The following is a 25,049-nucleotide window of genomic DNA, read 5'->3' as shown; positions in this document are numbered from 1 at the left end:
TTAGCGCACTCAACCCGTTCGCTGCCGTTTGGGTTCAATGATCCGGCGTAGGATCCGCCTTGCTTCGATCACGAGCCAGATCGACAAAAGCACGAGGATGATCGCGATCAACAGCGCCGCGACCGGGTTGGCGATCGCGAGGGCAAGTAGTCCGCCGGTCATCACATCCTCTCCGGTCGAGACGACAATGTTGGAGAACGGCTCGGGGCTCGCATTGACCAGTGCGCGGGCACCCGCCTTGCCGGCGTGGGCGAGAAATGCAGCGCCTCCGCCCAGCAGGAAGCTGCCGACCTGCCACGCCGGATCGCCGCCGTCGACGATCGCCATGCTGAGCAACGCGCCGCCGATCGGGCGTACGACGCTGTGGATCGCGTCCCAAGCGCTGTCGACCCAGGCGATCTTGTCGGCGAAGAACTCGGCCAGTGCGCCGACCGCGGCGATCCCGATAATCCAGTCGTTCGCCAGCACGTCGAGCGCGTGAAGCTGCTCCGGCAGGCCGATCCACCCCAGCTTCATCGCAATCCCGACGATGAAGGTGACGAAATAGAGCCGCCAGCCAGCTAGAAGGCTGACTGTCGAGGCAAGCGCGATCAGCTCGACCGCGCCCACTGCCTACAGGACCTCGAACAGCCCCGCCGCACCCATGCCGCCACCGACGCACATGGTCACGACGACATATTTGACGCCACGGCGCTTGCCTTCGATCAAGGCGTGGCCGGTCATTCTGGCTCCGCTCATTCCATAGGGATGGCCGATCGAGATCGACCCGCCGTCGACGTTCATGCGATCTTCGGGAATTCCCAATTTTTCGGCGCTGTAGAGAACCTGCACCGCGAAGGCCTCGTTCAATTCCCACAGGCCAATGTCGTCGACCTTGAAGTCAAAGCGCTTCAGCAGCTTGTTCACGGCATCTATCGGGCCGATGCCCATCTCGTCCGGCTCCGTGCCGGCGACCGCCATTCCGATATAGCGCCCCATCGGAGCGATTCCGCGGCGCTCGGCTTCCTTCGCCTCCATCAGGATCGACGCGGAGCTTCCGTCGGAGAGCTGGCTGGCATTTCCTGCGGTGATGGACGTGTCGGGGCCGAGCACGGGATTGAGGCCGGCCAGGCCCTCCAACGTCGTATCGGCGCGATTTCCCTCGTCCTTGGAAATCGTGACTTCCCTTTGCGATACTTCGCCCGTCTCCTTGTCCTTGACCATCATCGTCGTGGTCACGGGCACGATCTCGTCGTCAAAGCGGCCGGCGGCCTGCGCAGCGGCGGTGCGCTGCTGGCTCTTGAGCGCATATTCGTCCTGCCGCTCACGGTTGATCCCGTAGCGCTGGGCGACAGTCTCCGCGGTCTGAAGCATCGGCATGTAGATGTGCTTGTGCATCGCGATCAGCGACGGATCGGGCGCGATCCGCATTTCAGGTGTCTGGACGAGCGAGATGCTATCCTGCCCGCCGGCCGCGACGACATCCATCTTGTCGGTGATGATCTGCTTGGCGGCGGTGGCGATTGCCATCAGCCCCGAAGAACATTGCCTGTCGATCGTCATGCCCGACACCGTGACAGGGCAGCCGGCGCGGAGCGCGACCTGCCGTCCGATGTTGCCGAATTGGGTGCCTTGCGTGAGCACCGCGCCCCATACGACGTCGTCGATCTCGCCCGGATCGATTCCGGCCCGCTCGATCGCGGGCTTGAGCGAGAAGCTGCCCAGGGTCGGTCCAGGAGTTGCATTGAACCCGCCCTTGTAAGCCCGCCCAATTGGGGTCCGCGCGGTGGAAACGATCACGGCGTCGCGCATTCGAAACTCCTCAAATGAATATCAAACCTAGCCAGCTGGCGATGAGCGCAGGCTTGTCTTCGCCCTCGATCTCCACCGTCACCGTATGACTTAACAGCAATTGTCCGGGCGCTTTCTCCTCGGCCGAGTCAAGGATGAAGCGTCCGCGCACCCGCTGGCCGGACCTGACGGGGGCGATGAACCGGACCCGATCGAAGCCATAATTGACGGCCATCTTCATCCCATCGGGTAACAGCATCGCGTCGGCGGCCATCCGGGACAGCAGGGAAAGCGAGAGGAAGCCATGCGCGATCGTGCCGCCAAGGCCCACCATTGCCGCCGCCTGCGGGTCGACATGGATGAACTGGTGATCTTCGGTGGCGTCGGCGAACGCGTCGATCCGTGGCTGGTCGACGGTCAGCCAGCTCGATACCCCGATTTCATCGCCAATGCGGGCGCGTATCTCGTCGATGCTGGCGATAGGCATGCGGCTTATTTGCAAGCGTGTGAATAAGACGCAATCAGAAAGGCGCTAGGGGCGGTGAAATGCCGGAGGCCTGGACTAGCTGCAGCTGTTGAGCTTCCATGCGCTCGATCAGCGCGCGGAGGATCGCGGCGCGATTACGTGCGATCCGATCGTTGTCGAGCGCGGAATCGTCATAGACCAACTCGTGTGCGAGCCCCCCGCCGCCGACGCCCACCAGCACGCAGCGAACCAGCTTGCATCCTTTCTGCGAAGCGACGGCTTCGTCCGCCGCGGCTGCGACGGCGTCGAGCGTCTGCGCGGCGGCGCGCCCGTCTACCGCGAAATAGACGGTCATCCTTCGCGCCTTGGCTGCAGCAAGGTTGTGGATTTCCCGCTCGAGCAGCTTCGTATTGCCCATGACCAATTGCTCGCCGGTGAGCGAGCGCAGGCGCGTCGTCTTCAATCCGATCCGTTCGACCGTCCCCGTGCTCTGGTCGTATCGGATCGTGTCGCCCTTCTTGAATGGCTTGTCGAACAGGATCGCCAGCGCAGCGAAGAGATCCGAGAAAATGCCCTGCGCGGCGAGGCCTATGGCGATGCCGCCAATCCCAAGGCCCGCGATTAGCGCCGTGACGTTCACGCCGAGATTGTCGAGGATAAGGATGATCGCCACGGCAAAGAGAGCGACGCTGACGAGGACGCGGATCACGCCCATCGCGTTGCCCAGCGTGCCGCGGCCTTCATCTTCGGCGACGCGCCGGCCGATCAGTCCGAGGATCAATTCCCGCGCCCAGACGGCGCCTTGCAGCGCGAAGGCAATGATGAAGGCGATGTCGAGCGTCCGGGCGATTAGCCGCGGTGGCTCGACATAACTGGCGACGGTGTCGAGCGCCGCAATCACCATGAAGATGACGCTGGTCTTGGCGAGGACATGTCCGATCACCGACCGCCAAGTGGTGCAGTCCGGGTCCGCCGCCCTGACTCGTTCGCCGATGCTGCGGAGGATCAGCATGACCACCACCAGCCCGACGGCGACGCCAAGGCCGATCATCAGTGCTTCGCCGTTCTGGTTCACCCAGGAAGCTGTGCGGGAAGGCCAGTCGATCCTTTGATCCATCGCCCCTTTCAATGGCCGGAGCGGGCCTGCGAAATCAAGCAACGGTCTTTTGCTCGCTCTTCCGCCTCCGAGCGCGCTTTCCGCCGCGGGCAAGGAACTGCAGCAAGCCGACTTCCTCCGATGAAAGCCATTTCCTCCCGCGTGGGCGGTTCATGCCATTCAGGGGGTCGCGCGGTTCATCCTTGATCGCCTCGATCAAGGCAGGGTGGACGTAAGCCTTCCGGCTCATCGCCACGGTGTTGCCGAGCGCTTCGGCAACAGGCTCGACGACTGTCTTGACCGAAATGCGCGCGGCGTCCGCCTTTTTGAGCAGCTGGTCGAAGGCAATGACGCTCGCGCCCCACGTCCGGAAATGCTTGGCCGTGAATTCCGCGCCAGTAGCACCACGGATATAATCGTTGACGTCGCCAGACGTGACGGCCTGCGGCTCACCGCTACCATTCACATATTGGAACAGCATCTGGCCTGGGAGCTCCTGGCAGCGTTTGACGATCCGCTTCAAATTGGTGTCGGTGATGTTTGCCTCGTGGACGATGCCGTGCTTGCCGGTAAAGCGCATCAACATCTTGCTGCCCTTTCGGCGTAAATGGCGACCGCGCAACGTCGTCACTCCGAAGCTTTTGTTCTCCTTGGCATATTGTTCGTTGCCGATCCGCATATGCTCGGTGTCGAGCAGGCGTACGATCGCCGCCAAGACTGTGTCGCGCTCCAGCTTCCGTCGCTTCAAGTCCCGTTCGACCCGTCGCCGGAGCTTTGGAAGGGCCTTTCCAAACTCCAGCAGCCCCTCATATTTCGCGCTCTCACGCTTTGCGCGGAAATCCTCGTGGTAGCGATATTGCTTGCGCCCGCGCGCGTCGATGCCAGTCGCCTGCAGATGTCCGTTGGGATCGGCGCAAAACCAGGCTTGCTCATAGGCTGGCGGCAAGCCGATCGCATTGAGCCGATCGATCTCGTCGCGGTCGGTGATCCTACCGCCTTCGGAATCGAAATAGGCCCAGTAGCGACCCATGCGCTTCCGGCTGATTCCCGGCTCCGTATCGCTGCTATGCCTCAGCATGCCGACTTCTGCTTCACTTCAGTCATTGGCAGGCATAAGCGAGCAGGCGGGGGGCGAGTTCCTGTTGTGCGAGGAGGATTGTCATGCCCCAGCTTTCGAAGGCGCGTGTTTTGATCGTTGCGACGGACGGCTTCGAAGAGTGGGAGCTCTTCGGACCGCGCCAGATCCTGTCGGAGCGAGGCGCGGATGTTCAGCTCGCCTCTCTCAAACGAGATCCGATCCAGGCGACTGTCCACGACGACCCTGGCAAGACCATCCGCCCGGACATGACAGTGGACGAGGCGCAAGCCGAGGACTTCGACGCGCTTATTCTCCCTGGCGGGGTTCGCAATCCCGATCAGCTGCGGATGAACAAGGATGTGGTCAGCCTGATCGGCGATTTTGCGCGCCTTGGAAAACCAATTGCAGCGATCTGCCATGGGCCTTGGCTCCTCGTTGAGGCCGATTTGTTGCGTGGGAGGCAGGCAACGAGCTGGCCTTCGATTCGGACCGACCTCAAGAACGCTGGAGCGATCGTGCTTGATGAGGCGGCCGTGACGGACGGCAACATCGTGACGAGCCGCAATCCGCAGGATGTCGAGGCTTTTACGGACGCATTGATTGGCCTGATCGAGGTCGCCCCCGCGGTTCGAGAGCCTGCGTAGCGAGATGTCGGCCTAACCGGCTGGCAAGGATTTCGCGTTATTTGCCCGGCCATGAGCTGGGCCCACGCCGAACGAGTCGAACTCGGGGTCGATTCCCTTGCCGCCTCGGCGCTTGCCTTGGCGGGAGGCTTTGCCGCGACACTTCTAGGACCGGCCTATGTCGCCGCGGCTGCTGGTGCGGCAGCCGGCTTGACCGGTTATGCAGCGCTGCGCGCCGTCCAGCCGAAGCCCGCGACCTTCCGCCTCCCACATTTCGCGCCGACGGCTTTCGAGGCATGTGAGGTCGAGGAACTCCTCCTGACGGAAGAGGACAGGCTGCGGCCGGGACACGCGGGGTCGGACGATGTAGTGCTCTTGCTCGATGACATCCTCGCGGAGCTTGGACCAGACTCGCGGGTCGTCAGGCTGTTCGATCCGTCCAGCATGCCAAGTCCCGGCGAGCTTCAGAATCGGATCGACCGCCACCTCGACCGCGCCAGTCAATCCGCACCCCCGGATACTTCGGAAGCACTCTACGACGCTTCACAGGCGTTATACGACGCGCTTGCCGAACTCCGCCGCTCGCTCAAATAGTCATTCAGCGATTGTCAGCGCTTCCACGAGCAGAATCCGCCCCTCCGGTTCAGATCGCTCCTCCACGATTGCTATGTCCGCCACCACATGGCCGGCAATCTGAAATTCTGCGTCATCGATTCCGGTCATCATTCGCTCCACGATCTCGTTCGCATCCACCCCATCGATGCGAAATCGGCCTTCGTGGCGCTCTCCGATGAATGTGAGCGACTGCCAGTCCACCGACGTCCATTCCGTAAGCAAAATCCTATTTCGTTCCGCACCCGATCTGGCAACCAGCGCCCTCAGCAGACCCGATGCGGCCTGCGACATCGCCACGCGCATCATTGGAAGGCCTCCAGATAGGCGCGTACCCTCTCGACGGTCTGGGGTCGCGGATCGCGGCCGTTACGAAGGTCGAAAACGAAGCGTGGGTCTCCCACCGCGTCGCGTCCAAAACGGGTTGGAGCAACTTCACTCCGGCGCAGAAACTTCGGAATATATCCCCTTGCGACATGTAAACATTCGTGGTACAAACTGCCTATTATGGCACACAAGGGAACCACGCTTCGCCAGTTTCAGGACCGCTTTCCGACCGAAGAAAGCTGCTTGGATCACCTGTTTCAGGTTCGCTACGGGACCGACTTCCATTGCCCCAAGTGCAAGCGTCCGGCGAAGTACTCGCGCATTGCCAAGCGCCGTTCGTACCAGTGCCAGTGGTGCGCTCATCAGGTGTACCCGACTGCCGGAACGCCCTTTGATCGGACCCGGACCAGCCTCCGCGACTGGTTCTATGTCATGTTCCTGTTCACCACGACGCGGAACGGCGTGGCCGCGAAGCGTGTCGAGCGCGAGATTGGCGTTACCTACAAGACCGCGTGGCGGATGTGCGACCAGATCAGGAAGTACATGGCATCGCTGGATAGCGACGATCCGCTGGGCGGCGCTGGCGAGACGGTCGAGATTGACGAAACGCTCGTGGGCGGCGTCGTTCGCGGCAAGGGCCAAGGCCCGCAGCTTCAGAACAAGTCGATTGTGCTTGGCATCCTAGAGAAGGGCGGCGAACTGATTACCCGCGTGGTTCCGACCCGCCGCGAGCATCACTTGCGCCCGTTCATTCAGGACTTCGTGCTGCCGGGAACGACCGTTCACACCGACCAGCACGCTTCGTTCCAGAACCTTGGCGAGTGCGGCTACAAACACGAGCGCGTGAACCACAAGGTGTTCGAGTATGTCGGCCCCACTGGCTGCACAGTGAACACTCTTGAGGGCTTCTGGGCGATGCTGAAACGCGGCATCAACGGAACGCACATCCACGTTTCTGGCAAGCACCTTGCCAAGTACCTGGGCGAGTTTGAGTATCGCTGGAACATGCGCCACGTCCCGCACCTGATGCTCGACCGGCTTCTGTACTCATTTACTCGGTAAAGCTTGCTAGCACCTTTTGCTTGCGTTAAGAGTTGTGCAAGCATTAAGTGCTTACATGAACAGGAAGCAAAGACGTGTCCTTGCTGCGATTTTTCGGAAGCCAACGTCCGCCACGATCGCATGGGACGACATTGAAGGACTGTTCGTGGCATTGGGTTGCGAAGTGATAGAAGGAAACGGCGCTCGCGTTCGCTTTGCGAAGGACGACATGATCGCCACGTTTCATAGGCCGCACCCAGATAAAGAGGCCAAGAAATACCAAGTCGAAGACGCGCGTGCGTACCTCACTCGATTGGGGTTGGAGCCATGAAAAACGTAATTACTCACAAAGGATATCAGGCGCGCGTGGAGTTTGACGCCGACGATGGGATTTTTGTCGGTCGCATTGCCGGGATTGATGACAATGTCGGCTTTCATTCCGACAATGTTCAGGGTCTCGTTGAGGCGTTCTACGAAGCCGTTGATGACTATCTTTCTACCTGCGCCAAGATCGGGAAAACGCCAGAGAGATCCTACTCTGGCAATGTATATTTGCGCGTACCAGAAAGCACTCATGCGAAAGCCGCAAAGGCCGCCGACCTCGCTGGAATGAGCTTGAATGAGTTTGGCGAAGAGGCTCTTGAGATCGCAGCCGATCGGCTTCTCAAAGCTATTGCTTGTTCACTTCGCGATCTTGAGGATGAAGCGGATTGTCCTCTTGAGATGAGGATGCATCACGCGACTTCGGCCTAGGCGGCTCACCCTGCACCATAGCCTTCAAGAGTCGATCAAAGCGGTTCTGCCAGGTCATCGCATCCATCCTCCCGGCCCCTCAAAATGTGGTTTCGGTGTCGGCGGCCTCGGGAAGCGTCTGCTTATATCGTCACCATCTACCCTAAGCGACCAGTATCGATTGCCTCGCCGACCCGGCAACTCCTCATCCTCAGTATGCCATTTGTCGTCATCTTCAGGCCGCGTGGCGAGAATATTGATCTCGTGATGTTGCCACTCTGGCTCAATTGGTGTCCAGATTTGTTTGCGTCGGTCGTCCTGCAAGTGCTGCGGCGGAATGTCCTGCTGACCCCAAATCTGCACACGCCCCTCAACGGCGGCCTGCCGCAACTGCCGTCGCGCCCTAGGTAAACCTTCCTCCGTATCGCCTATTCTTTTGGCGACTTCGTTGAGCGATCGCCAAGCAGGAGTTTCGGGACACCTTTTATCGGCTTTGAACGTCGCCAACCCGCGCGGGTTGCTAATTCCTCTCGATATCCGCTCAAGGGCCGCCAAGTTGTCTTCGTTCCAACCGCCGTAGGCGGGCTTTCGCGGCTGCTGTTCCGCTACGGGGGCCCCGTGCGTGATGTTCACATCGCCATGCACTGTTCCAAAACCCGGAGAATGGGGGCCCTGGGTACTGACCGCCTGTTCCGTGTCTCCGCCGCCTTTACGATGAGGCCAGTATAAGCCCAGCGCCAATGCGCCAAGCGCCACCGCGAATAGTAAGAGCGTTTTACCGATCCACGGATCTACATGCGGGAATGCTATCGGCACGCCAATACTCGCAACGAGGCTTGCACCAGACCCAATTGCAGTAGCTGCTCGAACTCGCATCGGATACATCCTGCCTTTCTTGAACCCCGTTGTGGAGTCCTAGAAAAGCGCAGAAATCTGAGGCTAGGCACTTACCTATCCTCTATCGGAGGGCCGATAGGGGAAACTTCTCCACTTCTCTAAGCAACTTCACAGGCCAATCCTTATAGTCCTTACGACTCGGCCCGGCTTACCTCCCAACGCAATTCCTACTTGTCTAGGCACTTTCCTATAATTAGGGAGTAACCATGTCTTCCTCCGACCCACGCGAGTTTCTTGAGCGTCTTTGTACAGAGCGGGGGGAGGACTTCGCGGGTTTGTCGCGAATGCTCGGCCGGAATGCGGCTTACATCCAGCAGTTCGTTCGTCGCGGCGTACCCAAGCGCCTCAAGGAGGAAGAGCGGCGCAAGCTCGCGCGATACTTCTCGGTTTCTGAGTCACTTCTTGGCGGTCCACCGGACGACCCGACGATTTCTCAGGGCTTGCTCAGTGTGAGCCGCCACCCTGTCGCGGTCTCGGCGGGACCGGGCGCAATCGTGACCCAGGAACTGGGCAAGCCGTATTTTGCTTTCGATGAGCGATGGCTCAAGGGCCTGACGAGCACGCCCGCTGCGAGCTTGTCGATCGTCCGCGTAGAAGGCGATTCGATGTCGCCCACGCTCAATGCCGGAGATGAAATCCTGGTCGACCTTGGTGACGCTGTCGATCGGCTGCGGGACGGCATTTACGTCCTACGCATAGATGACGCGCTCGTCGTGAAGCGGGTTGCGATGCATCCGATGGGCCGTCGCGTGACTGTTCAGTCCGACAATCCGGCTTATCCCGACTGGCCCGATTGCGGGATCGATGAAATCCACTGCATCGGCAGGGTGATCTGGGCGTCGCGTAAAGTCGTCTAGGCCTTCGACCGGCTATCGAGCAGCCAGACGAGGAGCGCGAGGACCGCGCCGACTGCGGTCCCCCCAAGTATGCCCTTCATGGGATTGCCGATGGCCAGGCCCACGACGAAGCCGGTCAGGATGAAGATGGTCAGGAAGCACCCGCCGGCCCTGGTCACGCTCGCTCTCATGCGAGGCCCATGCCAGAGCCCAAGCGCCGCCTCCACCGCAAAGATGGTCAACGAGCGATTGACGATCTTCATGCGCCAGTCTGCAATCGCACCGCGATATGCTCGCAGAATGAACGCTCTCTTCATCCATGGACGCAATGCGCTGGCCGACGCGTCGGATCTGATCGATCGGTTCGGCGAAGGCGCGATGTATGAAGCTGCGGCGCTCGCGGAGCGAAGCCGCAGCGAAGGCAATGTGGTGCGCTTTTGCCACTGGCGGCAGATTGAACGCGTCATCGCTGTTTTGAATAGCGACGAGATCCTCGGGGCGGTCCACTAAAAGGTCCTGAATTCAAGGACATTTAAACAGCGGCCTCCGCCAGTCTCGAACAGCATTCATACTGGCGCCATTCAGGGGCGCTGGCTAAGTCTCACTGACGATGGTCGGGTGGGGATCAGTGCGGGTAGCCACGCGGCTAATGTGCGCGGTGGCGGTCTGCGGCCTCGCGGCACCACAAGTCGTAGCGCAGTCCGCCGACCCGGCTGAGCTGGATCCGTCGGCTCCGCTCGATCCCATGCCGGACATCGGTGTCGATTGGCCGGACCTCAATGCGAAAGAGCCCGAGGCTCCAACGCCGCCGGACGCGACGCCCGCAACTCCGGTTGAAACTCCGCCCGGAACTGCGGATGTGTCCACGAACACCGCGACCGGCGAACAGCGATACAGCGTCATCGTCACGGGGCTCGAAGCAGCCGGCGATGCGGAAGGCTTCCTCGAAGCTTTCCGCAAGCAATCGACGCTGGAGCAGGAGCGCGACAAGACCGCCAACGCCGCGCAGATCGATCGTCGATCGCGCGCGGATGCGGAGCTGCTGGCCGAGTTGCTGCGCAGCCAGGGTTATTATGATGCCATGGTCGAGCCGCGGATCGAGCGGCAGGGCAATGCGCTTCGAGTGATCCTGGAGACGGAGCCTGGCCAGCAATATCGCTTCGCGACCGTGACATTGTCCGGGCTCGAAGCGACCGGCGAGGAAGCAGGGAAGCTGCGGGATGTCTTCGCCGTCAAGGACGGTGATCCGGTCATCGCAGAAGACGTGATCGCAGCCCAGCTGGCCTTGCGGACGGCTTTGGGCGAAGAGGGCTTTGCGAGCGCCAAGCTCGGCGAACCCGACATCGAAATCAATCACGAAACTCATCTCGCGACCCTCACTTTGACCGTCACGCCGGGCGAGCCGGCGCGCTTCGGCGCGATACGTGTCAGCGGCGAGCCTCCGTTCAGTCCGCGCCATATCGCAACCATCGCGCGCTTCGATTCCGGCGACCCCTTCAAGCGTTCGAAGGTGGACGACTTGCGTCGGGCATTGATTGCGACCGGTTTGGTATCGACCGCCGACGTCCAGGTTGTGCCGGTCGACGGCGGGCGCACGGTCGATCTCGAGGTGCACCTGGAGCCCGCGCCCTCGCACACCATAGCCGGTGAGCTTGGATATGGCACCGGCGAGGGCGCACGGATCGAGGGAAGCTGGCAGGATCGCAATTTCTTCAATCCCGAGGGCGCGCTGACCCTTAGGGGAATCGCCGGCACTAATGAGCAGCTTCTCGGAGCACAGTTCCGCCGCAATAACTTCATGAAGCGCGATCAGGTCCTCAATCTGCAGGCTTCGGCCTCGCATCGTAAGTTCGATGCCTACGAGGCGAAGACCATACTTCTCGCCGGTAATATCGAGCGGCAGAGCAACTTCATCTGGCAGAAGAAATGGACGTGGAGCGGTGGCGCCGAGCTTCTGGCGACTGACGAGCGGGGTGTATTCGATACGTCTGGCCTCAAGGACACCAAGAAATTCCTGATCGCGGCGGTTCCGGCGACGATCGGCTATGACGGCAGCGACAGCCTGCTCGATCCGACGAAAGGGTTTCGACTGAGCGCGCGGGTCAGCCCGGAAATCTCCGCGCACGGTGGCGCTTTTACCTACGTTCGCGGCCAGTTCGACGCGAGCGCCTATCACCCGGTGTCCGACCGCGTCGTCGCTGCCGGCCGGGTTCGGCTGGGGACGATCTTCGGGGCGGGAGCGTTCGACATTGCCCCTTCGCGACGCTTCTATGCAGGTGGCGGCGGGTCGGTCCGCGGCTATGGATACCAGCGCCTCGGGCCCCGTGACATTGACGGAGATCCTGTCGGCGGGCGCGGCCTCGCGGAATTCGCGATCGAAGCCCGCATCCGCCTGAGTCAATTCGGCGGGAATTTCGGCATCGTGCCGTTCTTTGATGGCGGTTCGCTGTCGACCGACACGACTCCCAGCTTTTCCGATTGGCGGTTCGGGGCGGGAATCGGCGTGCGCTATTACTCGAGCTTCGGCCCGATCAGGATAGATGTTGGCATGCCGCTCAACCGAGAAAGCGGCGACGGCCCGGTCGCCGTCACCGTTTCCCTGGGTCAGGCGTTCTAGGCGTGAGCGAAGCGGTACTTCCGAGCGACAGCGCGCCTCCGCCCCGGCGCATTCGCTCTGACTGGCCGCGCCGCCTCTTGAACGAGCTGCTTGCGCTTTTCATTGCGCTCTTGCTCCTGCTCGCCATCGGGCTCGTCTTGCTGGACACGGCGCCGGGGCACCGCTTCATCGTCGACCGCATCAGCAGATTGGAGACTGCGTCTGGCCTAAAAATCCGGATCGGGCGCATAGAAGGGTCGATCTTCGGCAAGTCCCAGCTGAAGGGGGTAACGGTTTCGGATTCGCGGGGCGTGTTCTTGACCTCCCCGAACATCAAGCTCGACTGGGCGCCGGGAGCCTGGCTCTACAACTCGCTGCACGTCGACAGCGTTACCGCGGACCATATGACGCTGGTGCGTTTGCCCAAGCTCAAGCCGACCGGTCGGCGCGGCCCGATCCTGCCCGGCTTCGACATCCACATTGGGGATCTGCGCGTTAATCGGCTCGATATTGGCCCGGGTGTGAGCGGCCAGGCACGCAGCGGCCGCTTGTGGGGCAAGGCGGATGTGCGCTCCGGCCGCGCACTGGTCGAACTAAACGCAGCGCTCAACAACGGCGGCGATCGGATCGCGCTGCGGCTGGATTCGGAACCGGATCGCGGCAAATTCGACATTGGAGCAAGAGTGATTTCCCCGGCGAACGGTGTCGTGCCCGCGTTGTTTGGGACCCGCCGAGCGATCGACCTGAGCATTGGCGGGAATGGCGACTGGTCGCGCTGGCGCGGAATCGCCTCGCTAAACCTGTCTGGTCGTCCGACGGCCCGACTAGCTCTTGGCGTCGACTCGGGCCGCTACCGGCTCCAGGGGAAAATAGCGCCTGCGCAATTCCTGAGGGGTAAGCTCGCCAGGCTTGCGACGCCGGTCGTCAATGTGCGGGGCGACGCGACTTTGGCCAACCGCAACCTCGACGGCCAGCTCGCGCTCAGTTCGCCTTCCCTTCGGGCCGTCGCGAGGGGCGCTATCGATCTGGCTGGTAACGAATATCGGCACATGCGGCTCGGCCTCGATCTGCTGAAGCCATCCTCGTTGTTCCCGAACATGACCGGCCGCAACGTGCGGATGGTCTGGACGCTGGATGGGCCGTTTGCGACCGCGACCTACTCCTATCGGCTGACCTCACCCGACGTGAAGTTCGACAATACGGGCTTCGTCGATGTCCGCGCGGAAGGCCGGGGGCGGTTCGCGCCGTGGCCGATGCGCGTTCCCCTGCGGCTGCAGGCGCGGGCGATTACCGGCATCGGCGACATCGGCGGGGCAATCCTCGCTAATCCGCGCCTCGACGGCTGGCTCACGATCACGCCGAAGCTTGTCCGTGGGGAAAACCTTCGCCTGACCTCCGCGAAGATCAGCGGAAAATTGTCGCTTCTTATCGACCTGGTGAACGGCCGCTTCGAGGTCCTGCTCTCCGGAGCGATGAGCCGATACTTCATCCCCGGTCTCGGGATCGTCGACGTCGTCACTGACCTCAAGGTCGTGCCGGGTCCTGGCGGGAAGGGCTCCCGCGTCGTCGGCACGGGAAAGGCCTGGGTCCGCCGGCTGGACAACAGCTTCTTTCGTGAGATGACGGGTGGATTGCCGCGGCTCGAAACGAACCTCGAGCGCGGCAATGACGGCGTCGTGCATTTCTCTAACCTGCAGCTTTATTCCCCGGCTCTGCGCCTTAGCGGCAGTGGTCAGCGGTTTCGCGACGGCACCTTCCATATCGTCGCGAGCGGGCGGCAATCGAACTATGGTCCGCTAACGATGACATTGGACGGCCACATTGAGCGGCCGCGCGTCGAGCTATTGCTTGAACGTCCCAATGAAGCCCTCGGCATCCGTGCAATGCACCTGCTCCTCATGCCGACAGCGGCGGGTTTCGACTATCGCGCCAACGGCGATTCCAAGCTCGGGCCGTTCACGAGCAACGGCCGCATCCTTCTTCCGAAGGGTGGCCAGACCGTAATCTCGATCGCCTCGCTGGATGCAGGCGGGGCGCACGCAAGCGGTGACCTGAGGTCGGATCCCGGAGGCTTCACCGGTCGCCTGACCCTGGCCGGGGGATCCCTTGGCGGAACGCTGGATTTTTCGCCCACGGCCGGCGCCCAGCGCATCGAAGCGCACCTTGTGGCGAATGGCGCGACCTTTCCGGATTTCGCGGTTCGCGCCGGTCGTGCTGATGGCACGATCATCGTTGCCGATGAGCGCACTACGATCGACGGCTCGGTCGACGCTCGCGGGATCGAGGCCGGAGGTCTGAGCCTCGCGCGGCTCACGGCCAACGCCAAGCTGGTCAACGGGGCCGGCCAGGTGCGGGCTGCATTCGCCGGCCGGCGTGGGGCAGCATTCTCCTTTTCGACGCTTGCCGACGTCTCCCCCGATACGATCCGACTGACCGGCGGCGGCCGTATCGGCACTGAACCGCTGCAACTGCGGCAAGCGGCCGTGCTAACCCGCAGCGGAGACGGCTGGGCGCTTGCTCCGACCGGCCTGACTTTCGCCGGTGGAACGGCGATTGTGTCCGGCCGCAGCGGATCGCGGCCCGAGGTGCACGCACAGGTGCAGGCCATGCCGCTCGAAATCCTCGATATCGGCTGGCCCAACCTCGACCTGCGCGGATCGGCCAGCGGGCGCGTGGATTATGCGTGGAAGGGCAATCGCAACGGCCGCCTCGACCTGAAGGTCCGCGGTCTCAGCAGGGCCGGCCTCGTCCTCGCTTCCAAGCCGATCGACATGGGCATTGCCGCCGTGGTGAACGGTAATCAGGCCGCGCTCCGCGCGGTCGCCGCAAGCGACGGCGCAGTCGTTGGCCGAGCGCAGGCGCGCTTTGCTCCAATGGGAAGCGGGCCGCTGCTTGCTGAGCTGATGGGCGCGCCGCTCTTTGCCCAGCTTCGCTACAACGGGCCGGCCGATACTTTGTGGAGGCTTTCCGGTACCGAGATCTTCGATCTGTCGGGCCCGCTGTCGGTCGGCGCGGATATTGGCGGACGTCTGACTGCGCCGGTCATTCGCGGTTCGCTGCGGACGCAAAACGCGCGACTTGAAAGCGCCGTCACGGGCATGGTGATCGACCAGCTGGCGACCCAGGCGCGCTTCTCCGGCCCGCAGCTGATCTTTTCACAGATGTCGGGGCGGACATCCGGCGGCGGCTCGGTCACCGGCACCGGCACAGCCACCTTCGCCGGCGGACGAACCGCGCTCGACCTTTCGTTCAATGCAACGCAGGCGCTTCTTCTCAATCGCGACGACGTCGCGGCGCGTGTGACGGGCCCAGTTCAAATTCGGTCCAACGGGCAGACCGGGACGATTTCCGGCAACCTCAAGCTCGATCGCGGCCTGTTCAGGCTGGGTCGCGCGACGGCATCGTCGGGTGTACCGAAGCTCAACGTTCGTGAGAGCGGCGTTGCGCCCGAAGACATCATCGAACCCGAGCAACTTCAGCCCTGGCGGCTCGACATCAAGCTGGCCGGTAATGACCTGCGTGTAGAGGGCTTGGGCATCACCAGCCGGTGGACGACCGACCTTCAGGTCGGAGGTCTTGCCGATGCGCCTCGGTTTACTGGTCGCGCAGACCTCGTTCGAGGCGATTACGATTTTGCCGGACGCAATTTCCGTCTCGACCATGGCATCATCCGGTTCCGCGGCGAAAGCCCGCCCGATCCGCAGCTCGATATCCGGGCCGAGGCGCAGGTGCAGGGGCTGGATGCGCGGGTTCTCGTCCAGGGCACAGGCCAGAAGCCTGAAATCACCTTCGCAAGCACGCCAGCCCTGCCGCAGGACGAATTGCTTTCGCGCATCCTCTTCGGCACTTCGATCACGAACCTGTCTGCGCCGGAAGCCCTGCAATTGGCGTCTGCGGTCGCTGCGCTGCAGTCCGGATCGGGCAGCCTCGATCCGATCAACGCGCTGCGCAGAGCCGTCGGTCTCGACAGGCTTCGGATCGTGCCGGCTGACGTAGCGACTGGGCAAAAGACGTCGATCGCGGCGGGCAAATATATCACTCGGAAATTGTTCGCCGAGGTGATCACGGACGGGCAGGGCTATTCCGCGACACGCGTTGAATATCAGATGACGCGCTGGCTTTCGCTGCTGTCCACCGTTTCCACGATCGGTCGGACGAGCGCGAGCGTTCGCGTCAGCAAGGATTATTGACGGACGCCTCCGTCATTGCGAGCGTAGCGCCAAGGGGGAGCGAATGAAGAATTGGAATTTCCGTAAGCCGGTCGTCGCGCGTGAGGACATGCCGGAGGAGCATAGGCTCAAGCAATCGCTCTCCTGGCCGCATCTCGTAGCGCTAGGCGTCGGCGCGATCGTCGGGACTGGCATCTTGACCCTCATCGGCGTCGGCGCCGGGAAGGCGGGCCCCGCCGTGATCCTTTCCTTCGCGATAGCCGGTTTGATCTGCGCCTGCGCCGCGCTCGCTTATGCGGAAGTCGCAACCATGATTCCCGCTTCGGGCTCGGCCTACACTTATTCCTATGTGGTGTTTGGGGAGCTGCTGGCGTGGATGGTCGGCGTCGCCCTGATCCTCGAATATACTCTGGTGGTGAGCGCAGTCGCGGTCGGCTGGTCCGGCTATGCGGCCGGGTTCCTCAACTCGGTCGGCATGGGCTTGCCGGACGCACTGGTGAAGGGGCCGGAGCTCGGCGGGATCGTCAACGTTCCGGCGATCTTCATCATCGTCGTGGTCGCCGGCCTCCTGATCGCCGGCACGCGTGAGAGCGCCACGCTCAATGCCATTCTCGTCGTGATCAAGATGCTCGCGCTTGCGCTCTTCATCGCCGTCGCCTTGCCGGTCTTCAACGCGGCGCATTTCGAGCCGTTCATGCCGTATGGCTTCCCGCGCAGCGGACCCTCGGGAAGCGAAGTCGGGGTCATGGCCGCCGCTGCGATCATCTTCTTCGCTTTCTATGGGTTCGACGCGATCGCCACTGCCGCCGAGGAAGCGAAAAACCCGAGCCGGGATCTCGCGATCGGTATCGTCGGCTCCATGCTCGTCTGTGTTGTCATCTACATGGTGGTCGCGGCGGCAGCGATCGGCGCCGTCGCTTACACGGGTTTCGCCGACAGCCCAGAGCCCCTGGCCCTGATCCTCAGGGAGATCGGACAGCCATGGGCCGCGCGCGTGCTTGGTGCTTCGGCGGTTATCGCGCTGCCGACCGTCATCCTGGCTTTCTTCTACGGACAGAGCCGCATCTTCTTCACGGTAGCCAGGGATGGCCTCCTTCCGAGCCGCCTCGCGCGTGTGTCGGGCCGGGGCACGCCGGTGCGCATCACCATCTTCACGGCGATCGTGACCTCGGTCTTCGCAGGGTTGATTCCCCTGACCTCGATCGCAGCGCTCGCGAATGCGGGCACCCTGGCGGCTTTTGTTGCTGTCTGCGCGGCAATGCTGGTCATGCGCGTCCGCGAACCGGGCAGGGAGCGACGGTTCCGCACGCCATTGCCCTGGCTGGTCGGCACGGTCGGGATATTGGGCTGTCTCTACCTCTTCATAAGCCTTCCCAACCGCACCCAGCTTTTCTTCGTGACCGCGCAGGCCATCGGGATCGTGCTCTACTTCATTTATGGTCACGGCGCGGCCGCGCGATCGAGGGCGACCGCGGCCGGTGCCTGACGCTGGCGGAGGGCTGCGCCGATCGCGGCTCAAGAGCATAGTCGGCGGCTCGGCGGGCAACCTCGTCGAGTGGTACGACTGGTACGCTTATTCCGTCCTGACCATTTACTTCGCACCCGTCTTCTTTCCGAAGGAGGACGCCACTGCCCAGCTGCTCAGCGCAGCCGCTATTTTCGCGGTAGGCTTCCTGATGCGACCGATCGGCGCGTGGCTGATGGGTATCTATTCGGATCGCCACGGCCGCAAATCGGGCCTCGCATTGTCCGTGGCGCTGATGGCTGGCGGCTCCCTGATGATCGCGGCCGCGCCGACTTATGCCAGCTCGGGCGCAATCGCACCGGCAGTGCTGGTCATCGCCCGTATGCTGCAGGGCCTGTCGGTCGGCGGAGAATATGGCGCTAGCGCGACCTATCTGTCGGAAATGGCCTTGCGGAACAGGCGCGCGTTCTGGGCCAGCTTTCAATATATCACCCTGATCGGGGGGCAGCTGCTGGCGCTTGCGGTCGTTGTGCTGCTTCAGGCGACGATGTCGGAAACGCAGCTTCAGGAATGGGGCTGGCGCGTGGCTTTCGGCGTCGGTGCCGTGCTCGCACTGGCGGTCTATGTCCTCCGCACGCGGCTCGCCGAAACACAATCCTTCACGAACCAGTCCGCGGATCGGCAGCGATCGACGGCGGGTTCGCTATGGAGGCAGCACCCTCGCGAATTCCTTATTGTCGCGGCGATCAGCGGCGGCGGCTCGGCCGCCTTCTACGCCTACACGACCTACATGCAGAAGTTCCTCGTCAATACGAGCGGCTTCTCACGCTCGGTCGCGACCGAGATCATGACCATCGCGCTGATCATATTCATGCTGATTCAGCCCTGGTGGGGAATGGCCGCGGATCGATGGGGCCGCAAGCCGATGCTTTACGTCTTCGGCTTCGGTGGGATGCTGGTGTCGGTACCGGTGTTCACGGCGATCAGCCGCGCTCCGACTCCCATGGCCGCGCTCGCGCTGGTTCTCGTCCCGTTGCTATTGCTCGGCGCTTACACGTCGATCAGCGGCCTCATCAAAGCCGAGCTCTTTCCCGCGCACATCCGGACGCTCGGTGTCGCCTTACCCTATGCGGTCGGCAACACCTTGTTCGGAGGCACCGCCGAATATGTCGCATTGTGGTTCAAGCAGGGTGGGATTGAGAGCGGCTTCTACTGGTATCTGACCGCAATCATCGGAATGGCCGCGGTCGGCTTCCTGATGCTGCCGGAAACCAAGACGGCCAGCCTCATCGAGGAAGATTGATGGCGAAGGCAGCGGGTTCGACGGATCTCCGCCAATCGCTTCCTCTGCTTCTGGGCGTGCTGCTGATCCCTGCGGCGCTCGGCAGCTCCGGCACGATCTTCAACGATGGCGACGTCAGCTGGCACATCGCAACGGGCCAGTGGATCCTCGACCATCGCGCTATCCCGCACACGGACCCTTTCTCGTTCACTTGGGCTGGACGGCCATGGGTTCCGATCGAATGGCTTGCCGAAGTGCTCATGGCGGGAGCGCACCGGCTTGCCGGTTATGCCGGGATTGCCGCGCTTGCCACTGCGGCGCTGATCGCGCTGCACGCGACGGTCTACGTCAACGCCGCGAGGTTCGTCGGGCCATGGCGCATATTGGGACTCATCGTCCTGATGGACATTGTCCTCATCCCGATGATGCTCGCACGGCCGCATCTGCTCGCCTGGGCGCTCATCGCCTTCTGGACCTGGCTGATGCTCCGCGCCCGGGACCGGCAGCGCGCGCCGCCGCTCGCCGCCGCCTTGCTGATGGTCGTCTGGGCGAATCTGCACGGCAGTTTCGTGATCGGACTGGTCATCGCGGCCGCATTCGGCCTCGAAGCGCTAGTCGCTTCACCGGATCGCGGCGCGGCGCTTCGAAGCTGGGGCCTCTTCGGGGCCGCGTGCCTGGCTGCGATCTTCGTGAACGCCAATGGCCTCGAAGGAGTGCTTCATCCGCTGCGCATCGCCAATCTGGAGATGCTTCCGCTTATCGACGAGTGGAAGCCGTCCAGCCCGAAAGTCACGCCCTTCTTTTTCCTCGCGGTCACCGCGGCGCTGCTTCTCATCTGGCTCCATCGCCCGCGCCTGCATCCCGTCCGTTGGGCCTTGCTCGGCTTCCTGCTGGTCTTGGCGATGCTTCAGACGCGCCATCAGGCCGTCCTCGCGATCGTCTCGGCGATGCTGCTGCCGACGGGCCTTGCCCGGCCACATGAGCGGACAGCTCCAGCCATCCCTTGGTTCGTGACAGCTGCCGCCGCAGCACTCGTGGTCGTTCGAGCGGTCCTGCCGATCACGCTGCCGAGCAATGAAGCGAACCCTTGGCAACTCATCGCGGCCGTGCCGATGCAATTGCGGTCTGAGCCGGTGCTCAACGGTTATGCGATGGGCGGTCCGCTCATCCTGTCCGGCATCCGCCCTTATGTGGACGGCCGCGGCGACATGTACGGCGACGAACTGGTCGTCGGATACAAGCGCATCACCGATGGCGATGCAGCAGCGCTCGCGCAGGCGGTGCAAAGGTGGAACATTCGCTGGGCCATCCTGCCGCACCGGTACGTGAAGCTGGTGGCGTTGCTCGACCGATCAGCCGGATGGCGGAAGGTTCACGAAGATAAGGTCGGCGTGGTCTACGCGCGCGACTAGCGCTTCATGAAGCCTTCCAGCTCGTCGCGAAGCTCGCTGAGCGACATGCGGCCCCATTCCTCGGCCCAGGGAGAGTCCGCTGCCGGCGAGGAGCCGAGATAGTCGGGACGATCCCACCGGACGGGCGCAACGTCGGGCCGCGAACGCGCGAGCAGCGACAAATCGAACGGCGAGTGAAACCGCAGGCCGGCCTGATCCCCGACCACCCAGCTCACGGTCGCGAACACGGTGCCGGCTTCACCGAAGTCCAGTAAGGGTTCCGCGCCGACGCGAGGGGGAGCGTCGCACTCGATCAGCGCGCCCGTCGCCGAGATGTTGCGCAGCCGTACCTGCGCCGTCTGGTAATCGTGATGGAGCTGGGCAGTCCAGATGAGCGGATGCCTGCGCTCGCGGCGCCCTTCTTCGCCCACATCCGCCTCCTGTTGCGGACGGGCGTCTGGCGCTTCGAATTCGAGATTGGGAAAGCTGCGCGTGATGGTGTCCCGAAGAATCGCGGCTTGTTCGTCAGGGGAGCATTCGATCCGGGTTTCATGCGCGAACTCGAGGCCGATGCGATCGCCCTTGAGCCAACGAACCACGGCTTCGATTACCCCGCCGTCTCCAAGGTGAAGGTCGACCCGGTCCCACAGCATGGGCTCGAACGACGCGCTGATCATCGCGCCGCCTCCGGACACGTTTACAAGTTCGACGAGGAAGCTCTGTTCGCCATGGATCACGCTGGCCTGCTCGTCCGCCAGGCGATGGCGATCGGCGACGCGCGTATTCCCGCGGCGCGTTTCCTCTCGCCTTACAGCGACGCTATGCAGCAGATCGGTCTGCGCGCCCTTCGGCTTCTTTGCAGCCAGGACCGCTTCTGGCTTCTCGGCTTTCCCACCGAAGACTTTCGCCCGGATGTTCATCTACCCCCACTCCGCAACCCACGCGTGGGCATTATGCGCACGACAGGGTTACGGAATGGTGCACGGCCGACTGCGCTAGCTGCTGACCCTAGGCCGAATAATACATGTCGAACTCGACGGGGCTGGGGGTCGTCTCCCACCGCATGACCTCTTCCCACTTGAGCTCGATGTAGCTGTCAATCTGGTCGTCGCTGAACACGTCTCCGCGCGTGAGGAAGGCGCGGTCGTTCATCAGGCTCACCAGCGCTTCGCGCAGCGATCCGCAGACGGTCGGGACGTTGACCAGCTCCTGCGGCGGCAGGTCGTACAGGTTCTTGTCCATCGGATCGCCAGGATGAATGCGGTTCTGGATACCGTCGAGGCCGGCCATCAGGAGCGCGGAATAAGCGAGATAGGGATTGGCGAGTGCATCCGGGAAGCGAAACTCGACGCGCTTGGCCTTCTCGCCTGCGCCGTATGGGATACGGCATGAGGCCGACCGATTGCGGCTCGAATAAGCCAGCAGCACGGGCGCCTCGAAGCCCGGGACCAGGCGCTTGTAGCTGTTGGTCGTCGGATTGGTGAAAGCGTTGAGGGCTCGCGCATGCTTGATCACGCCGCCGATGAAGAAGAGTGCCGTCTCGCTGAGGCCTGCATAGCCGTTCCCGGCGAAGAGCGGCTTGCCGCCCTTCCAGATCGACATGTGGGTGTGCATGCCGCTGCCATTATCCTTGGCGATGGGCTTGGGCATGAAGGTTGCCGTCTTGCCGTAGGCATGCGCCACCATGTGGACGACATATTTGTAGATCTGCATGCGGTCGGCGGTTTCAACCAGGCCGCCATAGGTTAGCCCCAGCTCATGCTGGGCGGCGGCGACCTCGTGATGGTGCTTGTCCATCGGCAGGCCCATCTCGATCATTGTCGTGACCATCTCGCCGCGGATGTCCATCGCGCTGTCGACGGGGGCCACGGGGAAATAACCGCCCTTGGCGCGCGGGCGGTGGGCGAGGTTGCCGCCTTCATATTCGCGCATCGTGTTCGTCGGCAGCTCGATGTCGTCGATGCGGAACGACGAGGCGCTGTAGCCGTCCTCGAACCGAACGTCGTCGAACATGAAGAACTCGGCTTCGGGACCGACGAACACGGTGTCGCCGACGCCGGTCTGCTTGAGATAAGCTTCGGCCCGCGTCGCGGTCGAGCGCGGGTCGCGTCCGTAAAGCTCGCCGGTCGACGGCTCGACGACGTTGCAGAACAGGACCATCATCGGTGTCGCGCTGAACGGATCGACATAAGCGGCGTCGAGATCCGGCTTCAGGATCATGTCGGACTCGTTGATGGCCTTCCAGCCGGCAATGGAGCTTCCGTCGAACATGAAACCGTCGGTCAGCTGATCCTCGTCGATCAGTCCGGAAGCCATGGTCAGGTGCTGCCACTTGCCCTTGGGGTCGGTGAAGCGGAGGTCGACCCAGTCGATCTCCTCGTCCTTGATGCGTGAAAGGATCTTGCCTGCGTCGGAAGCCATGTTGCCCTCGTTCTTGAACTCGTTTGTGTCGTTCGCCCGACCAAATGCGACAGGCCCGGCGGCGGCCGGGCGAAGCGCGGTGTGATTCGAGCTTGGGAGATCAGATTCCCGAGCCACGGCCGGAAGTCAGGAGGGGAGCGAATATTTCACTCGGCGCGGCTACGGTTGTTTGCCGCCATCGATCGGTTAGCATCCCGCTAATAGGGCGGGAGAAACACGATGCTGATCGCGCTGCTTGTGCCTGTGATCCTCACAGGCCTGCTTTTCACGGCCGTCCTGGTCCGGGCCGCAGTGACTCATCGAGCGATGCCCACTGCCGAAACCACCGTGCTCGGCGCGATAGTGTCCTTTTTCGATACGCTCGGGATCGGGTCCTTCGCCCCGACGACCGCATGGCTGAAATTTCGGCGCATCGTTCCGGACCGTCTGATCCCCCCGACGATCCTGGTCGGACTGACCATCTCAGCGGTCGTCGAATCGGTCATTTTCCTGATCCGGCTCGGGGTGAAGGTCGATCCGGTCCTTCTCGTCGGCTGCGTGCTCGCGTGTCTGATGGGCGGTCTGCTGGGGGCGCCCCTCGTCCACAGGACCCGCGTATGGATCGTTCAGCTCGTCGTGGCGATCGGCCTCCTGCTGGCCGCAACCGCATATGGGATGACGAACCTCCATCTTTTCCCCGGCGGAGGAACGGCATCGTCATTGCCGATATCCCTCACGATCCTGGCGATCGTCGCGAACTTCGGCTTCGGCGTCCTCTTGAACTATGGCGTCGGCAATTATGCGCCGACGCTCGTCGTCCTCAGCCTGATGGGCATGGACCCGAGGCTGTGCTTCCCGATCATGGCCGGCGCTGCGGCGCTGATGGGATCGGGGGCGGGAATTCGGCACATCAACACCGGCAACCTGGATCTGCGCGTCGTTGTTGGCCTGACGCTGGGAGGGATCCCCGCCGTATTCGTCGCGGCCTACATCGTTGTGACCATGCCCCTCGAAATGCTTCGATGGCTCGTCTTCATCGTCGTCGTTTATGCCGCCGCGGTCATGCTTCGCGCGGCTTCTTCGGGACGCCGTTCCGAACGGGTGACACCCGACGCTGCCGCCGCGATCTGACCGCGATTACTCCGACCACTCCTTGGTCTTGTCGACGATCGTCAGTTCGCGCAGCAACGCGTCCACGCTTCGCGTTAGCTCTGGGAGGAAGCTGATCTGGTGCCGCGCCCCCCGATAGGATTCCGCCATGAGGATGGCATCGAGGAGGATCGGCACTACGAGGCTCTCAGGATCGTCCAGCTGGGCGAGGTCGCGCAGGCGCTCGAGCGCCTTGTGCCGCGCTGCCTCCGGATTCGACAGGGCCTCCGCCCGCCCGATGAACCAGTTCATCACTCGCACTCCCGCAAAGCGCCAAGGATATCCGCTCTCGCCGGACGGTGAAGTTCGGGCGGGCGTGAGGGTAGGGCGGCTCGCCGCACTTGCTTAGTCCCGCTGCGGGAGACAATCTGCCGGCGACGGGCCTTAGGGGGAATGGAATGCGCAAGTTGATCATCGGTGCGGCTCTTGTTGCGGTCGCCCTTTCTGCACCTGCCGGCGCGCAGGAATCGGGGGAGCTGGTCCTTTACAGCAAAGGCCATTTCAAGGGCGTCAGCCGGAGCCTGGATGGCCCGTCGCAATATATGGAAGTGTTCACTGTCCGCAGCGTTCAGGTGCCTGCCGGCCAGGAGTGGGACCTGTGCACCGGAAATAAATTTTCCGGCTGCCGGCGCGTCAGCGCGTCGGACCCCACGACGGCAATGACCATAAGGTCGGTGAGGCCGGCCGGGCAGGCGGTGCTGGCCGCGGCAACCGCAGCGGCGGTCGCGGCAGGCGTGCCCGTCGCTTCGGTCGCCCCGCAGGTGCTGCGCGGCTTCGCGAGCGAATATTTCGTCGCTCCCAGCGAGGGCGGAAATCGCATTGAGATGCCGGCCGGAGGAGGCGACGCAGGCTCGCGCGCCGATGCCTTCTGCCGGTCCCATGGCTGGCGGTCGGCTGCCCACGAGGACGTGCAGGCCGTCGCCGGCCGGAGCTTCCTCGCGGACGTTCTTTGCGTCGCGAAAGACTAGCCGGGCAGATCGTCGCGCGGCGGGCACATTCCGCCCCTTGGCAGCCTAGGTTCCCCTCGCTATCAGGCCCGCCAATCGCTCCGGGCCGTCCGATCCAGGATGACCCGGCGCGGCGTCGCGCAAGTGCCTGTCCAGGCACTCGGAGCTAATC

At 62.9% G+C, this 25,049-nt stretch carries 24 protein-coding genes; 14 read left to right on the top strand and 10 right to left on the bottom strand.

Going from position 1 to position 25,049, the window contains the following annotated elements; all coding sequences use genetic code 11:
- Nucleotides 1–9: 9 nt before the first annotated feature.
- Genes LZ538_RS00850 through LZ538_RS00830 form a run of 5 tightly spaced genes read right to left on the bottom strand, consistent with a single transcriptional unit; the run spans nucleotide 10 to nucleotide 4,410 of the window.
- Nucleotides 10–609 carry a DUF4126 domain-containing protein gene (locus LZ538_RS00850; RefSeq protein ID WP_249830111.1) on the bottom strand — a complete coding sequence of 200 codons (600 nt, stop codon included), beginning with the start codon at nucleotides 607–609 and terminating at the stop codon, nucleotides 10–12.
- A 3-nt stretch (nucleotides 610–612) separates the two neighbouring features.
- Complete coding sequence (locus LZ538_RS00845) at nucleotides 613–1,791, bottom strand: acetyl-CoA C-acyltransferase (RefSeq protein WP_249830110.1); 1,179 nt, start codon at nucleotides 1,789–1,791, stop codon at nucleotides 613–615.
- Between the two features lie 10 nt (nucleotides 1,792–1,801).
- A complete protein-coding gene (locus tag LZ538_RS00840; protein ID WP_249830109.1) occupies nucleotides 1,802–2,257 on the bottom strand; it encodes a MaoC family dehydratase in 456 nt (151 codons plus the stop codon).
- A gap of 34 nt (nucleotides 2,258–2,291) precedes the next feature.
- Nucleotides 2,292–3,353 (bottom strand): mechanosensitive ion channel family protein, encoded by a 1,062-nt coding sequence (locus LZ538_RS00835; protein WP_249830108.1) that lies wholly within the window; start codon nucleotides 3,351–3,353, stop codon nucleotides 2,292–2,294.
- 34 nt (nucleotides 3,354–3,387) lie between these two features.
- A complete protein-coding gene (locus tag LZ538_RS00830; protein WP_249830107.1) occupies nucleotides 3,388–4,410 on the bottom strand; it encodes a DNA topoisomerase IB in 1,023 nt (340 codons plus the stop codon).
- 83 nt (nucleotides 4,411–4,493) lie between these two features.
- On the opposite strand from LZ538_RS00830, the gene LZ538_RS00825 reads away from it, so the two are divergent.
- Both LZ538_RS00825 and LZ538_RS00820 read left to right on the top strand, forming a co-directional pair.
- Nucleotides 4,494–5,054: a DJ-1/PfpI/YhbO family deglycase/protease gene (locus tag LZ538_RS00825; protein WP_249830106.1), complete on the top strand. Its 561-nt coding sequence runs from the start codon at nucleotides 4,494–4,496 to the stop codon at nucleotides 5,052–5,054.
- Nucleotides 5,055–5,105: 51 nt separating this feature from the next.
- Nucleotides 5,106–5,627, top strand: a complete 522-nt coding sequence (locus LZ538_RS00820) for a hypothetical protein (RefSeq protein WP_249830105.1) — start codon at nucleotides 5,106–5,108, stop codon at nucleotides 5,625–5,627.
- Here LZ538_RS00820 and LZ538_RS00815 read toward each other — a convergent pair whose 3' ends face one another.
- Nucleotides 5,628–5,954 (bottom strand): hypothetical protein, encoded by a 327-nt coding sequence (locus LZ538_RS00815; protein ID WP_249830104.1) that lies wholly within the window; start codon nucleotides 5,952–5,954, stop codon nucleotides 5,628–5,630.
- A gap of 198 nt (nucleotides 5,955–6,152) precedes the next feature.
- On the opposite strand from LZ538_RS00815, the gene LZ538_RS00805 reads away from it, so the two are divergent.
- The 4 genes from LZ538_RS00805 to LZ538_RS00795 all read left to right on the top strand — a co-directional run bounded on the left by LZ538_RS00805 (nucleotide 6,153) and on the right by LZ538_RS00795 (nucleotide 9,499).
- Complete coding sequence (locus LZ538_RS00805; RefSeq protein ID WP_249830102.1) at nucleotides 6,153–7,034, top strand: IS1595 family transposase; 882 nt, start codon at nucleotides 6,153–6,155, stop codon at nucleotides 7,032–7,034.
- A gap of 55 nt (nucleotides 7,035–7,089) precedes the next feature.
- Nucleotides 7,090–7,344, top strand: coding sequence for a type II toxin-antitoxin system HicA family toxin (locus LZ538_RS13395; RefSeq protein ID WP_430741934.1), 255 nt, complete (start codon nucleotides 7,090–7,092; stop codon nucleotides 7,342–7,344).
- Nucleotides 7,341–7,766, top strand: a complete 426-nt coding sequence (locus LZ538_RS00800; protein WP_249830101.1) for a type II toxin-antitoxin system HicB family antitoxin — start codon at nucleotides 7,341–7,343, stop codon at nucleotides 7,764–7,766. The genes LZ538_RS13395 and LZ538_RS00800 overlap by 4 nt, the downstream gene beginning before the upstream one ends.
- A gap of 1,082 nt (nucleotides 7,767–8,848) precedes the next feature.
- Nucleotides 8,849–9,499, top strand: coding sequence for a S24 family peptidase (locus LZ538_RS00795; RefSeq protein ID WP_249830100.1), 651 nt, complete (start codon nucleotides 8,849–8,851; stop codon nucleotides 9,497–9,499).
- Here LZ538_RS00795 and LZ538_RS00790 read toward each other — a convergent pair.
- Complete coding sequence (locus tag LZ538_RS00790) at nucleotides 9,496–9,795, bottom strand: hypothetical protein (protein WP_249830099.1); 300 nt, start codon at nucleotides 9,793–9,795, stop codon at nucleotides 9,496–9,498. The two genes, LZ538_RS00795 and LZ538_RS00790, sit on opposite strands and share 4 nt — an antisense overlap.
- On the opposite strand from LZ538_RS00790, the gene LZ538_RS00785 reads away from it, so the two are divergent.
- The 6 genes from LZ538_RS00785 (at nucleotide 9,779) to LZ538_RS00760 (ending at nucleotide 20,402) form a co-directional block, all read left to right on the top strand.
- A complete protein-coding gene (locus LZ538_RS00785) occupies nucleotides 9,779–9,988 on the top strand; it encodes a hypothetical protein (RefSeq protein WP_249830098.1) in 210 nt (69 codons plus the stop codon). The genes LZ538_RS00790 and LZ538_RS00785 overlap by 17 nt on opposite strands.
- Nucleotides 9,989–10,127: 139 nt before the next feature.
- A complete protein-coding gene (locus tag LZ538_RS00780) occupies nucleotides 10,128–12,095 on the top strand; it encodes an autotransporter assembly complex protein TamA (protein WP_249830097.1) in 1,968 nt (655 codons plus the stop codon).
- Between the two features lie 2 nt (nucleotides 12,096–12,097).
- Complete coding sequence (locus LZ538_RS00775; protein ID WP_249830096.1) at nucleotides 12,098–16,264, top strand: translocation/assembly module TamB domain-containing protein; 4,167 nt, start codon at nucleotides 12,098–12,100, stop codon at nucleotides 16,262–16,264.
- A 43-nt stretch (nucleotides 16,265–16,307) separates the two neighbouring features.
- A complete protein-coding gene (locus LZ538_RS00770) occupies nucleotides 16,308–17,729 on the top strand; it encodes an amino acid permease (protein ID WP_430741933.1) in 1,422 nt (473 codons plus the stop codon).
- Nucleotides 17,722–19,011, top strand: a complete 1,290-nt coding sequence (locus LZ538_RS00765; RefSeq protein WP_249830095.1) for an MFS transporter — start codon at nucleotides 17,722–17,724, stop codon at nucleotides 19,009–19,011. Before LZ538_RS00770 ends, LZ538_RS00765 begins: the two co-directional genes overlap by 8 nt.
- Entirely contained in the window at nucleotides 19,011–20,402 is a 1,392-nt protein-coding gene (locus LZ538_RS00760; RefSeq protein WP_249830094.1) for a hypothetical protein, read from the top strand. The genes LZ538_RS00765 and LZ538_RS00760 overlap by 1 nt, the downstream gene beginning before the upstream one ends.
- Here LZ538_RS00760 and LZ538_RS00755 read toward each other — a convergent pair.
- Complete coding sequence (locus LZ538_RS00755; RefSeq protein WP_249830093.1) at nucleotides 20,399–21,301, bottom strand: PilZ domain-containing protein; 903 nt, start codon at nucleotides 21,299–21,301, stop codon at nucleotides 20,399–20,401. The two genes, LZ538_RS00760 and LZ538_RS00755, sit on opposite strands and share 4 nt — an antisense overlap.
- 88 nt (nucleotides 21,302–21,389) lie before the next feature.
- The gene (glnA, locus tag LZ538_RS00750; protein WP_249830092.1) at nucleotides 21,390–22,802 is read right to left on the bottom strand and encodes a type I glutamate--ammonia ligase; all 1,413 of its coding nucleotides are present in this window, start codon (nucleotides 22,800–22,802) and stop codon (nucleotides 21,390–21,392) included.
- Nucleotides 22,803–23,021: 219 nt separating this feature from the next.
- Between glnA and LZ538_RS00745 the strand changes: the two genes are divergently transcribed.
- Nucleotides 23,022–23,912, top strand: coding sequence for a TSUP family transporter (locus tag LZ538_RS00745; protein ID WP_249830091.1), 891 nt, complete (start codon nucleotides 23,022–23,024; stop codon nucleotides 23,910–23,912).
- A 6-nt stretch (nucleotides 23,913–23,918) separates the two neighbouring features.
- Here LZ538_RS00745 and LZ538_RS00740 read toward each other — a convergent pair whose 3' ends face one another.
- Entirely contained in the window at nucleotides 23,919–24,182 is a 264-nt protein-coding gene (locus tag LZ538_RS00740) for a hypothetical protein (protein ID WP_249830090.1), read from the bottom strand.
- Nucleotides 24,183–24,328: 146 nt separating this feature from the next.
- Between LZ538_RS00740 and LZ538_RS00735 the strand changes: the two genes are divergently transcribed.
- Complete coding sequence (locus tag LZ538_RS00735) at nucleotides 24,329–24,898, top strand: hypothetical protein (protein ID WP_249830089.1); 570 nt, start codon at nucleotides 24,329–24,331, stop codon at nucleotides 24,896–24,898.
- The last annotated feature ends 151 nt before the right edge of the window (nucleotides 24,899–25,049 follow it).

The sequence above is a fragment of the Sphingomonas hankyongi genome, from assembly GCF_023516575.1.
Taxonomy (GTDB): Bacteria; Pseudomonadota; Alphaproteobacteria; order Sphingomonadales; family Sphingomonadaceae; genus Sphingomicrobium; species Sphingomicrobium hankyongi.
This window is presented reverse-complemented; position numbering and strand designations above follow the sequence as displayed.